Here is a 12059-nt window from a genome sequence, read left to right as displayed (position 1 = left end):
ATCGTTGAGTGGTCTTTAAGAGAGGGATCGTTCAGTGGGAAGGAGGGAGGAGAAGTCGGAGATCGTCTGAGGCCCAGATGCCAGCACTGGACTCAGTGCTCGATCGCCGCCATGTCGGCCGGCGCATGACGTTCGCCCGAGGGTCGCGGCAGTGCATCGAGTCGAGCCAGCTGACCGGTGGTGAGCTCGAGAGCATCGGCGGCGAGATTCTCTTCAAGTCGGGCGATTCGGGTGGTTCCCGGGATCGGCGCGATCATGCGCCCGCGGGCGAGCAGCCACGCCAGCGCCACCTGGGCCGCAGTTGCATCCGACTCACGTGCGACGTCTCGCACTTCATCGACGATCGCGAGATTCCTCTGCAGGTTGTCACCGACGAAGCGGGGATTGCTTCTGCGCCAATCGTCCGCTGCGAGACCGTCGAGCGTGCGGATACCGCCCGTGAGAAAGCCATGCCCCAACGGCGAATACGGCACGAGCCCGATACCCAGTTCGGTCAGGGTAGGCAGCAGCAGATCCTCCGGCTCCCTCGACCACAGCGAGTACTCGGTCTGCACGGCGGTCACCGGGTGGACGGTGTGGGCACGTCGGATCGTGGCCGGGCTGGCCTCCGAGAGACCGGCATAGCGCACTTTGCCTTCAGCCACGAGTTCCGCCAGAGCGCCGAACGTCTCCTCGATCGGGGTTCGCGGGTCGACCCGATGCTGGTAATACAGGTCGATGACATCGGTTCCCAGGCGCCGCAGCGAGCCCTCCACAGCGATGCGTATGTTCCTCGGAGAGCTGTCAGGCCCCGGGCGCCCGGTATGAGATATCAATCCGAATTTGGTCGCGACAACGGCGCGGTCGCGGCGCCCTCGCAGAGCCTTTCCGATGAGCTCCTCGTTGAGGTAAGGCCCATACACCTCGGCGGTGTCGAACATCAACACGCCCAGCTCCAACGCCCGGTGAATCGTCCGCACATGCTCGGCGTCGGACCTTCCGGCGCCGGTGTAGAAACCCGACATCCCCATGACTCCGAAACCCAACCTAGGGATCTCGAGCGAGCCGAGGTGTGCTGACTTCATCTGTTCGTCCGTTCATCGCCGCGGCCCAAAGCCGACCTTCTTGTATATTATAGATCGAATGGTACACAATTCCGCCGAACTCGACCCGTCTCTTCCCCACAAGACGGACCGAGGGTTGCGACGTCACGGCTGGCGCCGGGAATCCCCCCGTAGTGGACGATGTCCGGCGATGGGTGACACGCTGTCACTACCGGGTGGAGGGATGGGCCCGGAAGCTCGATGAATGAAAGCTCTCGACCTAGTGCTCAACGCAATCATCATCCTGTCCGCGACCGTGTTCCTCGCGTACCTCGGCCTGCTCTACGACTTCGGACTCTTCACCACGCTTCCGCAACCAATCACGCGCCCCTTCCTGGACCACCCGATCTTGCAATACGTCGCCCTGGCCGTATTCGTCGGCGCGATGGTCGCGAAAATCCTTGTCAGACGCGCGATCCGGCGACAGCATCCCCGGGAGGAGCCCTGATGATCGGAAGCGCAAAAGCGCCCGACACGCACGCGATCCCCCGTATGCGCCGCATGGTGGTCGGTTCCGCCATCCTGGCAATCGCGCCGCTGTCCATCATCGGCGTCGTGCTCACCAGCACGACGTGGGGAGAGGCGCTGTTCGTCGCGCTCACCCTGGCGTTCGCGACGACACTCCTGAACGAGTGGCGTCTCGATGGCTACCATCCGCGCGCCGTCTTTCTGTTCGCCTTCACCGGAGTGGGCTATCTCTACGGCGCGTTCATGGCAAACAGCCCCATCAGCTTCATGCCCTTCGCTCTGGTGGGCGCTCTGCTCGTCATGAAGTTCAGAACTCGCCGCGCGCTCGCGTCGCTCGCCCTGACGATCGTCGTGATGGGATTCGGTGCGGTCACCCTCCTCACGCATGCGCCGACACCCAACCTGGTCCTCCACTTCGTCGTCGTACCCGCCGCGGGAACGCTCTACATCATCGCCGTCGTCTTCGTCGGTGAACTCGCCTGGCAGCTCGTGCGCGAGGTCGAGCGCGCCCGAGAGGTCGAGTCGGCACTCGCCGTCGCGGAGGAACGGGTGCGCTTCGCGGGCGACCTGCACGACATCCAGGGCCAGTCCCTGCACGTCATCAAGCTCAAGGCCACGCTCGCCCGCCGACTCCTGGAGGACGATCCGCAACGCGCGACAGGAGAGCTCGACGACATCCGCCGGCTGATCGACGACACGGTCGCGAAGACCCGCGAACTCACCTACGCGCGGTACGAGATCGACCTCGTCGCCGAGCTCGAGAACACTCGAGCACTCGCCGAGGCATCCGGCATGACGGTGACGATCCACACGGAACTGGACGGGCACGCCGCTCCGCATCCCCTCCTGGCACACACCCTCCGCGAGGCCACGACCAACCTGCTGCGTCACGCCGAACCGTCATGGGTGACCATCACGGCCAGCGCCATCGACGTCGAGATCTCGAACGACGGCGCTCACTCCTCCGGCGAGATCCAACCCCGCGGACTCGCCCGACTCGAAGGGCGGATCGAAGCTGCCGGCGGCGTGCTCGAGGTCGCGCGACGCGGGGACGTCTTCACCGTCCACGCACGGATCCCCGCGCACGACAGCGCCGCATCGGACGCACCGGCGAAGCAGGGCAGCGAGAGACGATGATTCACGCCGACAGCATCCGTATCGTCCTCGCCGACGACGAGCAACTCCTGCGCTACACCCTTGGGGCCCTTCTTACGCTCGACGGGGCGATCATCATCGTCGGCCAGGCATCGGACGGTGCGGAAGCAGTGACGGTCGCCCTACAAGAGAAGCCGGACGTGCTGGTGATCGATCTCGAGATGCCCGGAACGGACGGTCTGCACGCCGTCGAGTCGATCCTGCGCCAGATGCCCGACCAGAAGATCCTCATGCTGACACGGCACGCGCGCCCCGGCGTCCTCCGACGAGCACTGAAAGCAGGGGTGCGCGGATTCATGAGCAAATCCGCCGATCCTGAGCTCATCAGCAACGTCATCCGCCGAGTGCACGAGGGGGGCCGGTGGATCGATCACGACATCCTCGAGGCATCCGTGATCGATGACCCGCCCCTCACCGACCGGGAGCTCGATGTGCTACGGGAGACACAGGACGGGTTGTCGGTGAAGGAGATCGCCACGCGGCTGTATCTGGCTCCCGGCACCGTGCGGAACTACCTATCCAGCGCTATGCAGAAGACCCACACGACATCGCGGCAGGACGCTGCACGTCACGCCCGGTCGCGCGGCTGGCTCTGAAGCTGATGTAGCGTCCGGCGCGGAGCTCTGAATCACAAGTCGCCGGGTTCCCCACACCCAGGACCCTCGAAGACTTCGGCTGGAACGCCTAACCGACAACTTGTCACATGATTGCCCTCGAGTCCGGCGGGTTCCTCTGGAAGCGCAAGACGTCCTGCTCGGCCCACCAGGAACCTGGAAGACACGGCCCGCTACCGCTCTCTGCTTACCCGTCCTCGACTCCGGGTACATCGTGACCCACCTGACCGCCGCCGCTCGGTGGAAGGACCACGCACGTCGTCGTGCGCTTCGCCACGCTCGGCCCGGAGGCTCCGAGCGTCACGTCCCAGGACGAGGCCGGTGTCGTGACGTGACCTCGACGCACACGCGGCAGTGACGCCGTGTCACATTCTTCGGTGACACGCACGCACTACGCACGCCGCGCGCGAACCGCTGCAATGGAGGCATGACAAACCACGACAACACCGCGCTGCCCGGCACCCTCCCCGAGCGACCGTTCGGTGTGCACTTCCGGATGCCGCGCTGGAAGTCGCTCATCGTCCTAATCGCGATCCCCGTGACCCTTCTGCTCGTGCAGCTCATCGTCTTCCAGGGCGTTGTCGCGATCGAGGGCCCCGCCGACCCGAACAACCCCGTGCTCACACCGCTGACGGTCGCCGCAACAGGCATCAGCACCGCCCTCACCGCACTGCTGATGACGATGCTCGTCGCCGGGATGGCGAAGGTGTCCTGGCGCGCCGTCTTCCGCCACACCCGCCGCTTCGACTGGCGTCGCGTGGGCATCTACCTACTCGGATCCGCGGTGCTCGTGGGCTTCAGTGTCGGCGCGACCGCGATCATCGCACCGGGCTCGACCGGCTGGGGAGCGTTCGGCATCGGGACAACCACCGTGATCGCCATCCTCGTGTCGCTCGTGGCGACTCCGCTGCAGTCCGCGGGTGAGGAGATCACCTTCCGCGGCGTGCTCATCCCGGCCGCGGGCTCCTGGTTCCGCAACGTCCGCCTCGCTCTCGGGTTCGGAATCATCCTCTCCGGACTGCTGTTCGCGGTCGCACACGTGTCGTTCGCCCCGTGGTTCATCGCCTACATGCTCGTGTTCTCCGCGTGCACCACGCTCATGGGAGTAATCAGCGGCGGGCTCGAAGCGGCCATGGCCTTCCACGTCGCCAATAACCTGCTCGTCGGAATCGCCAACGCCCTGTTCGCCGGGGACAGCTCCACCGCGCTGGACCGCGGCGCCGGCTCGGGCCCCGGTGCAAGCCTGATCATCCTGATGGTGATGAACATCGCCGTCACGGTCATGGTCTGGCTCATCGAACGCGCCAAGCGCACGCGAGCCCTGACCCGCTCCGCCGCCGCGGCCTGAGAACCCACGCAACGGGCTCGTGCGCTCCGCCTGCGGGCGGGGGCGCCGAGCCAATTAGCAACGGCGAACGTCGGCATTCATGCTGGGGAGGCCGAGACGATGGATCCATGGGGTCGCAGCGCCAGGAGAACGGCATCCCCGACCCCGGTCACGGAGAGACAATCTGGCATGACGGCAAGAAACTGTTGACCCTCGAGGGCCTCCACCGAATCTGCCAGCACGTCGTACGCCAGTATGTCGAGCGGGCTCCAAGGGGTGTAGATCTGGAGTTCAAGTCCTTCTACCGCAGCGCCATTCCGGGCATCGTGCGTGTGCGCATGGGGCCGGAGTATTGGATCACCGAGTTCGACAACTTCGGCCCGTCTGAGGCACCGCAAGTCTTTTCTGTGCTGGTGGAATCACTACGGAGCACGGGCGCGGGAGAATCCGCGGGCGTCATCGACATGCGAATCCCTATACGCCGGCTTGGAGAGCTTCATGTCGAAGCTCGTCGAGAGCGACTTCGACCTCACTTCCGTCCTCATCTCGGAGCATCGCCGAATCCTTCTCAATGAACAAGACCGAGAACTTGCGTTTACGCCACGTGAGCGACCCGCCAACTACAACGCGCATCACACACTCCTTTGCCACACGATCGTTCTGATGTTGAGGGCTTGATCGACATCTGCCTCGAGCGCCCCTGACCAGAGGTGCGCGTAGCAGTGTGCGAAGCCCTCGGATCCGACGCCGAGCAGCGCAGCTACCTCAGCCAGGGGCAGCCCATCTTCTGGGAGCATTGGCAGTTCTTCGCTGCTCGCCCAGTCTCGGAACGGGCCCAGGAATCGGAGGTTGGCCTCGCGGACTACCGATTCCGCGTCATAGACGACGTACCGCCAGCCGCGCTCAGCGGCGAACACCGCTGTCATGTCGAACTGTCTTCTGACGTCGTCCTTCATCTGAGTCGCCGGCTTGACGTCCATCAGCACGGCGTGCCCGTCGTCCAGACGCACGAAGTAGTCCGGGCAGTGCTCGCGCGGGCCGTCGGGCGTGGTCCATCGGATCCACATGGGCTGGCTGGCGATCGCAACCACGCCCGGGGTGCGGTCCAATTCGATGAGGCAGCCCCGCTCCGTCAGCGACTCGAATCCGACAGACGCGCCAAGCGCTCCCATCCAGTGGTAGCCGTCGTAATGCCGCTTGAGCCGCCAACTGGGAAAGTTCCGAACGGGATCGCCTCGTTCGAAGGGCACGCTGTCGCAGTCGACGGCGTCAAGCTCTAGTTGCACGCCATCGAGACGGTACTCAACGCGAGCTCGCGTCCGGTTCGCTTCAGTGGTAGGAGGAACAGGCCACTGCTGAGTCAGGTCCATAGGGATCCAATCGACATCGACGGATACTTCCTATTCGGCAGTCAGCCTCTCTCCTGGGGAGCGGTACTGGTTTATGTCCTGAGCCCTGACAAAGATGCCCCGACTGGGGATCTGCTCACCGGCAGACTATGTCCGGCACCCAACGAGGCTGGTCGACACGCCGCCTTCCGACACGTCTAGTGAGACTCCGACACTTTCGTGAGACTCTCCGACAGCCTTCGTGAGACTCCGACACTTTTCGTGAGATCGGACAGCTCCACCCGCGATCTGAAATTTCCGTGACCAAACCGTTGCATTCGTTACCGCCCCGTTATACAGTGATCACACGGTGAATGTTTGCTGTGGCATCCACCGCATGTGATTGCAGGACACTCTTGGTGCAAGGGACAAGGGCCGGTCGGGAGCCTCTCCGACCGGCCCTTCACTGTTCCTACTAATCTGGATTCATGACGGATCGCAAGCTCGCGCTCGAGACATGGGAGAGCCTGTTTCGCGCCCAGCATGAGCTCTTCGCGGCGATGGCCGCTGACTTCGATGGCACCGCGATCACCCAGGCGGAGTACGACGTCCTGCTCACCGTCGTCCGCTCCCCCGAGATGACTGCTCGGCTTCGTGACGTGACGACGAACATGCTCATCAGCCAGCCGAGTGTCTCTCGACTCGTCGACCGGATGGTCGCACGTGGTCTGATTCAGAAGTGCCCCGATCCGGACGATGGCCGCGGTGCGCTGATCCGGGCGACCGACGACGGCGCCCGAGCCTTCCGCGCACTCGCCACGGTTCACGGTCGATCGATCGCGGAGCGGATGTCAACGCTCGACGACGACGAGCTGCGTGCATTGCTCGAGCTCACTCAGAAGCTCCGCGGAGCCTGACGGGCACTCCTCCCCATCGGCCACGCGCCGATCTCTGGCATAGTCGATTGCGTGCAGTCTCCGCGGATGCGGGGGCAGGGAGGGTACATTCATGGAGATCGCCGGAATCGCCGGAATTCTGATTCTCGTCGGCATCGGCGTCGTCGTCCTGATCGTGGTCGCGTTGATCGTGCTGCTGTTCGCGCGCAGCTGGATCAAGGTCGCCCGCGCGGATGAGGCGCTCGTCATCTCGGGTCGCAAGCAGAAGATTCAGCGCGCCATCCTCGCCGCTGACGGCACGAGCAGCTCCGAGAGCGTCGACTCGCCCGTCACCGTGATCGTGAACGGCAAGTCGCTCGTCAACCCCATCACGCAGCGCCACGAGATCATCTCGCTGCGCTCGCGCCAGGTATCGCTGAACGCCGAAGCCCAGTCGCTGGACAGCGTGACCCTGAATGTCGACGGCGTCGCGATCGTGAAGATCGGCTCCGATCCGCTCTATGTGCGTCGCGCCGCTGAGCGATTCGCATCGCAGGACGCTGCGATCGAGCAATTCACCACCGAGCAGCTCGAAGGTGCGCTCCGCGGTATCGTCGCGACCCTTTCAGTCGTCGAGCTGATGCGCGAGCGGAAGAAGTTCTCCGACCAGATCGCCGTCGAAGTCTCGCAGGAGCTCGCCGAGCAGGGCCTGATCCTCGACTCCTTCCAGATCAAGGGCATCACCGACAAGGTCGGCTACATCCAGTCGCTCGGCGCCCCCGAGATCCAGGCCAAGCGTCAGTCCGCCGAGATCTCGCAGACGAACGCCGACCGCGCGATCAACCAGAAGAACATCGCCAACCAGGAAGCCAACCTGATCGAGCAGACCGCGCTCGACACGAACACGGCGAACTCGAACGCCGGCATCGGCCGCGCCCGCGCAGAGGCGGAGCAAGCCGAGAACCTCGCCCGCGAACAGGCCCAGCAGGCCGTGCTGCAGCAGCAGGCCGAGAACCGCCAGGCGCAGCTGGATGCCGACGTCAAGCGTGTCGCCGACGCCCAGCGCTACGAGGCCGAGACACGCGCGCAGGCCGAGCTCTACACACGTGAACGCGCCGCAGAAGCCGGTGCCATCGAGCAGGTCAAGCAGGCAGAGGCTCGCACCCGCATCGCCGAGCAGCAGGCCGAGGCCGACAAGGCCCGCGCGGCTGGTGAAGCCACGGCCGCCGAGGCGAAGGCGACCGGTGAGGCAAATGCGCTCCGCGCCCTCGCGGAGGCAGAGTCCGAAGCACGCCGTCTCCGCGCCAACGCAGAAGCCGACGCCATCCGTGCCGAAGGTGAAGCACGCGCGGCCGCTCTCGAGGCCGAGGCGAAGGCCATCGCCTCGAACCAGGAGGCATTCCTGTCACAGCGCGTGCTCGACGTACTGCCGACGATCATGGCGGAGTTCTCGAAGGGCTACGCGACGATCGGCAACGTGTCGATCATCGGCAGCTCCGGCGAGGACGGCGCCTCTGGTGTCGTCGGCGCCGACAGTGCCAAGGCGCTGAAGTCGGTGTTCGACAGTGTGAGTTCTGCCACCGGCCTCGACCTCGCCGCGATCATCCAGGGCCAGGCCGTCGGCCGCGGCATCGGAGAGAGCATCGCGAATGCTCAGACGCCCGCTCCGGCGACGTCAAAGCCGAAGGCCGCCGAGTCGGCTGCCGCTCCTCCGCCCCCACCCGCGTCGGCCGAGTAGGCCGCCCGAAGACGCATGGCGACCGGATGACCTGTTCAATCCGGTCGCCTACGTCGGCGCCTGACCGAATGGCGCGATGCGCAGGGCGCCGACTGCACTACCGCTGCCAGTGGAAGGCGCGATCCGTGCGGAGAGTTCGAAACGCGAGGCGGGGTAGGTCGACGTCGTCCACTCGACCACCTCGCCCCCGAACACCGACGTGCGCACCAGCTCGAGAACGGGATCGCCCGCCGTCAGCTGCAGCGCCTGAGCATCGACATCGTTGAGCAGTCCCGCGCGGATCACCTGCTCGCCGGCTTCGAAGCGGATGCCGAAATCGTCGACGAGCACCTGATACAGCGACTCGGTCGAGAAGTCGTGTTCGAGAAGCCGCGGCACACTGCTCTCTCGCAGATGCGTACGCTCGATCGCGAGCGGAATCTCGTCGGCGAAACGCAGCCGACGCAATACGACCATCGGTTCGCCGATATCGACCCCGAAGATATCGGCGAGGCGGGCATCCGCAGAGACGCGCTCCTGCTGCAGCACCCGACTGGACGGAACATGCCCACGTGCGCGCATGTCATCACTGAAGCTGGTGAGTTGCAGGGGAACGGTGACCGCCGGCCGGGCCACGAAGGTGCCACGGCCCACCTCGCGTACGAGCATCCCCTCGCGTACGAGTTCATCGATCGCCCGACGAGCGGTCATGCGCGAGACCCCGGACTCTTCGGCGAGCTGACGTTCGCTGGACACCGATGCGCCGACAGGCAGGGCAGCGATCTTCGATCGCAGAGATCCGGCGAGCGAGGCGTACTTCGGTGAATCCACGTCTCGTATCCTTCCACCCCGTAGCCCGCATCCGATCATCGCACTCGCTACATAGTTGCATAAATTGGGCTATACCATCATGATGGGCTATACCACTTCTCCAATGAACTCGTAAAGGAGCGTCCATGGACGTGCTGTTGAACGTGATCGAGCTGATCACCAACAACCTGTTCAGCCAGGTCGCCGTTCTCATCGGCGTGATCGCGATCGTCGGCCTCGCGCTGCAACGCAAACCCTTCGAAGAAGTCGTCGCCGGCGGCATCCGTGCCACGATCGGCGTCGTCGTACTCAACATCGGCGTCGAGATCTTCACTGGCGGGCTGTCGACGTTCCAAGCGATCGTCTCCAGCGCGATGGGGCTGGAGGCCCCCGCCGCAGAGTCATCGCTCTCCGAGTTCACCGCCGGCATCGGCTCGGTCGTGCCGCTCATCATCGCGGGTGGCTTCATCGTTCACCTCATCCTCGTGCGCATATTCCCGGCCGCGCGCTACGTGTACCTCACCGGACACCTGATGTACTGGATGAGCGTGGTGCTCGCCGCGTGCCTCGTCGAAGTCTTCACCGACATCAACCGCTGGCTGCTGGCATTGGTCGGTTCCCTCATCGCGGGTTCGTACTGGGTGCTGCAGCCCCTGTGGATCGGGCCGCTCATGCGCAAGGTGATGAAAGATGACACCGTCGGTCTCGCCCACACCGATTCCACGATCGCTCTCGCCGCAGGCTACGGCGCCAAGGCGCTGCGCCTGGGAGACCCGGAGAAGCACGACTCCGAGCAGCTGAAGCTGCCGCGCGCGATCTCGTTCTTCAAGGACATCAACGTCTCCACCGCCTTCATCACCGGCACGATCCTGCTGATCGCCGTACTGTTCGCCTCCTCCGACGTCGTCGAAGAGCAGATGGCCGGAGCCACCGTCCTGCCATGGGTCTGGGCACTGCTGCAGGCGCTGCGCTTCGCCGCAGGCATCGCGATCCTGCTGTTCGGCGTACGAATGTTCCTCGCTGAGATCGTGCCCGCCTTCCAGGGCCTCTCCGACCGCGCCCTGCCCGGCACCAAGCCCGCACTCGACCTCCCGGTGACGTTCACGAAGTCGCCCACCTCGGTCATGATCGGCTTCATCTCCTCGATGGTGGTGTTCCTGCTCCTGATGGCGCTCTTCGCGGCTCTTGGCTGGTTCGTGCTGGTTCCACCGATGATCATGCTGTTCTTCGGTGGCGCTGCCGGCGGTGTCTTCGGCAACGCCGTCGCCGGCTGGCGGGGCGCTGTCTTCGGCGGTGTGCTCAACGGTGTCGTCCTCGCCTTCGGGCAGTGGATCGGCTGGGGCCTGTGGTCGGACACGGCCCCAGAGCTGGCAACGCTCGCTGATTCCGACTGGTTCGTCGTCGGCTGGATCGTGATGGGCGCGAGTACGCTGCTGTCTCCGCTGGGCGAGTGGGGAGCGCTGGTACTCGGCGTTGTGATCGTCGCCGTCACCGCCGTCATCCTGGGGGTGCTGAGTAGGCGTATGCGCCGCAAGGGCATCGACGTACGAACGGATGCCGCCGCCGACGAGCCGACCACGCTCACTGGCGTTGTGCCCGCGACTGCGCCGGCCGCAAGCGCGGACGCCACTGCCCCGACCCCGGCCCCGGCCCCGGCGGTAGTCACGACGTCCACTGCGCATCTCTCGCGTCCCGAGACTCTTGACGTGCTCGCTGTGTGCGGCGCCGGCATGGGAACGAGCCTCATGCTCAGCACGACGGCACGCAAGGCACTGGCGCAACTGGGCGTTCCCGCGGAGGTGAGCTACGCCGATCTCGGTTCTGCGCGAAGCCGCACTCCCGATGTTGTGATCGCCCAGCAGACCTATCTGGACGAGGTCGGCGGGATCGCTCCGCTCGCGGTGCGGATCGACCGTTTCGTCGATGTCGAGCACGTCCGCACGCAGCTGCGTGAAGGACTCGAGTCGAAGGGATGGTTGTGATGACGCACGACCTCGCGGAGTACGTTCGCAGCACGATCGAACTCAACACCGAAAGCTGCGAGGCGGCAGCCGCCGCCATCGTTTCAACCGCAAGATCAGGCGGTCTCGTACGCCCGGCCGGCGCAGGACATTCGCTCGCCGCGGTGCTGGAGACATTCTTCCGCGCCGGTGGCCTCGCCTTCGTCGATCCGCTGTGGAGCACTGAGATTCTGCCGTTCGCCGGAGCCCGCAGGGCGACGGCTGCGGAGCGGAGGCCCGGCCTCGGCCGTGAGATCGCCGAGGCGGCTGGTATCACTGCCGATGACACGATCGCGGTGTTCTCGAACAGCGGGGTGAACCCGTACCCGGTCGAGATCGCCGAGGTAGCCAAAGCCCGGGGTGCGACGGTCATCGGATTCACGTCACTCGCCTCGAACGCCGCGGCCCCCCGTCGTTCGGACGCGTCGCTCGCCGAGCTCAGCGACATCGTGATCGACACGGCTGTTCCTCCGGGGGACGCGACCTGGCCACCAGAGGCTCCGGTCACCTGTCCGGTGTCGAGCCTGGCGACGACCGCACTATGGGCGACCGTGCTGCGTCGGGTGTACGACCTCGAACCAGACCTGCCCCGTTGGCGCAGCGCCAACATGCCGGGCAACGACGGCCACAACGACGAGGTACTCGCGCAGTTCGACACGCGCATCTCCGCGCTCTGAACGACG

Annotated in this window: 12 protein-coding genes; 9 read left to right on the top strand and 3 right to left on the bottom strand. The window is 65.2% G+C overall.

Annotated elements, in window-relative coordinates:
- Positions 1-92: 92 nt before the first annotated feature.
- Positions 93-1064 (bottom strand): aldo/keto reductase, encoded by a 972-nt coding sequence (locus tag QFZ46_RS12620; protein WP_307361982.1) that lies wholly within the window; start codon positions 1062-1064, stop codon positions 93-95.
- 223 nt (positions 1065-1287) lie between these two features.
- On the opposite strand from QFZ46_RS12620, the gene QFZ46_RS12615 reads away from it, so the two are divergent.
- The 5 genes from QFZ46_RS12615 (at position 1288) to QFZ46_RS12595 (ending at position 5221) form a co-directional block, all read left to right on the top strand.
- On the top strand, positions 1288-1530 hold the full coding sequence (locus QFZ46_RS12615; protein WP_307361980.1) for a hypothetical protein: 243 nt from the start codon (positions 1288-1290) through the stop codon (positions 1528-1530).
- On the top strand, positions 1530-2687 hold the full coding sequence (locus QFZ46_RS12610) for a sensor histidine kinase (RefSeq protein WP_307361977.1): 1158 nt from the start codon (positions 1530-1532) through the stop codon (positions 2685-2687). Before QFZ46_RS12615 ends, QFZ46_RS12610 begins: the two co-directional genes overlap by 1 nt.
- Positions 2684-3301, top strand: coding sequence for a response regulator transcription factor (locus tag QFZ46_RS12605; protein ID WP_307361976.1), 618 nt, complete (start codon positions 2684-2686; stop codon positions 3299-3301). The genes QFZ46_RS12610 and QFZ46_RS12605 overlap by 4 nt, the downstream gene beginning before the upstream one ends.
- A 445-nt stretch (positions 3302-3746) precedes the next feature.
- Positions 3747-4667 carry a CPBP family intramembrane glutamic endopeptidase gene (locus QFZ46_RS12600; protein ID WP_307361973.1) on the top strand — a complete coding sequence of 307 codons (921 nt, stop codon included), beginning with the start codon at positions 3747-3749 and terminating at the stop codon, positions 4665-4667.
- 107 nt (positions 4668-4774) lie between these two features.
- Positions 4775-5221 (top strand): hypothetical protein, encoded by a 447-nt coding sequence (locus QFZ46_RS12595; protein WP_307361971.1) that lies wholly within the window; start codon positions 4775-4777, stop codon positions 5219-5221.
- A gap of 57 nt (positions 5222-5278) precedes the next feature.
- Here the strand turns inward: QFZ46_RS12595 and QFZ46_RS12590 are convergent, their stop codons facing one another.
- The gene (locus QFZ46_RS12590; protein ID WP_307361968.1) at positions 5279-5932 is read right to left on the bottom strand and encodes a TnsA-like heteromeric transposase endonuclease subunit; all 654 of its coding nucleotides are present in this window, start codon (positions 5930-5932) and stop codon (positions 5279-5281) included.
- A 530-nt stretch (positions 5933-6462) separates the two neighbouring features.
- Between QFZ46_RS12590 and QFZ46_RS12585 the strand changes: the two genes are divergently transcribed.
- Positions 6463-6891, top strand: coding sequence for a MarR family winged helix-turn-helix transcriptional regulator (locus tag QFZ46_RS12585; protein ID WP_307361967.1), 429 nt, complete (start codon positions 6463-6465; stop codon positions 6889-6891).
- Between the two features lie 91 nt (positions 6892-6982).
- Entirely contained in the window at positions 6983-8587 is a 1605-nt protein-coding gene (locus tag QFZ46_RS12580) for an SPFH domain-containing protein (RefSeq protein ID WP_307361964.1), read from the top strand.
- A gap of 48 nt (positions 8588-8635) precedes the next feature.
- On the opposite strand, the gene QFZ46_RS12575 is transcribed toward QFZ46_RS12580, so the two are convergent.
- Positions 8636-9397: a GntR family transcriptional regulator gene (locus tag QFZ46_RS12575; protein WP_307361962.1), complete on the bottom strand. Its 762-nt coding sequence runs from the start codon at positions 9395-9397 to the stop codon at positions 8636-8638.
- Positions 9398-9522: 125 nt separating this feature from the next.
- Here QFZ46_RS12575 and QFZ46_RS12570 point away from each other — a divergent pair, with 125 nt between their 5' ends.
- Positions 9523-11358 (top strand): PTS transporter subunit IIC, encoded by a 1836-nt coding sequence (locus QFZ46_RS12570; RefSeq protein WP_307361960.1) that lies wholly within the window; start codon positions 9523-9525, stop codon positions 11356-11358.
- On the top strand, positions 11358-12053 hold the full coding sequence (locus QFZ46_RS12565; RefSeq protein ID WP_307361958.1) for a sugar isomerase domain-containing protein: 696 nt from the start codon (positions 11358-11360) through the stop codon (positions 12051-12053). The genes QFZ46_RS12570 and QFZ46_RS12565 overlap by 1 nt, the downstream gene beginning before the upstream one ends.
- Positions 12054-12059 lie beyond the last annotated feature (6 nt).

Source organism: Microbacterium murale (genome assembly GCF_030815955.1).
GTDB classification, from domain to species: domain Bacteria; phylum Actinomycetota; class Actinomycetes; order Actinomycetales; family Microbacteriaceae; genus Microbacterium; species Microbacterium murale_A.
The sequence above is the reverse complement of the archived record's forward strand: the minus strand, read 5'-3'. Positions and strand labels throughout refer to the sequence as shown.

Excerpts from the sequence above, each read along its gene's own strand:
- QFZ46_RS12610 (WP_307361977.1), top strand. The coding sequence starts at position 1,530 with ATGATCGGAAGCGCAAAAGCGCCCGACACGCACGCGATCCCCCGTATG.
- QFZ46_RS12615 (WP_307361980.1), top strand. The coding sequence starts at position 1,288 with ATGAAAGCTCTCGACCTAGTGCTCAACGCAATCATCATCCTGTCCGCG.
- QFZ46_RS12620 (WP_307361982.1), bottom strand. The coding sequence starts at position 1,064 with ATGAAGTCAGCACACCTCGGCTCGCTCGAGATCCCTAGGTTGGGTTTC.
- QFZ46_RS12585 (WP_307361967.1), top strand. The coding sequence starts at position 6,463 with ATGACGGATCGCAAGCTCGCGCTCGAGACATGGGAGAGCCTGTTTCGC.
- QFZ46_RS12600 (WP_307361973.1), top strand. The coding sequence starts at position 3,747 with ATGACAAACCACGACAACACCGCGCTGCCCGGCACCCTCCCCGAGCGA.
- QFZ46_RS12580 (WP_307361964.1), top strand. The coding sequence starts at position 6,983 with ATGGAGATCGCCGGAATCGCCGGAATTCTGATTCTCGTCGGCATCGGC.
- QFZ46_RS12565 (WP_307361958.1), top strand. The coding sequence starts at position 11,358 with ATGACGCACGACCTCGCGGAGTACGTTCGCAGCACGATCGAACTCAAC.
- QFZ46_RS12605 (WP_307361976.1), top strand. The coding sequence starts at position 2,684 with ATGATTCACGCCGACAGCATCCGTATCGTCCTCGCCGACGACGAGCAA.
- QFZ46_RS12570 (WP_307361960.1), top strand. The coding sequence starts at position 9,523 with ATGGACGTGCTGTTGAACGTGATCGAGCTGATCACCAACAACCTGTTC.
- QFZ46_RS12595 (WP_307361971.1), top strand. The coding sequence starts at position 4,775 with ATGGGGTCGCAGCGCCAGGAGAACGGCATCCCCGACCCCGGTCACGGA.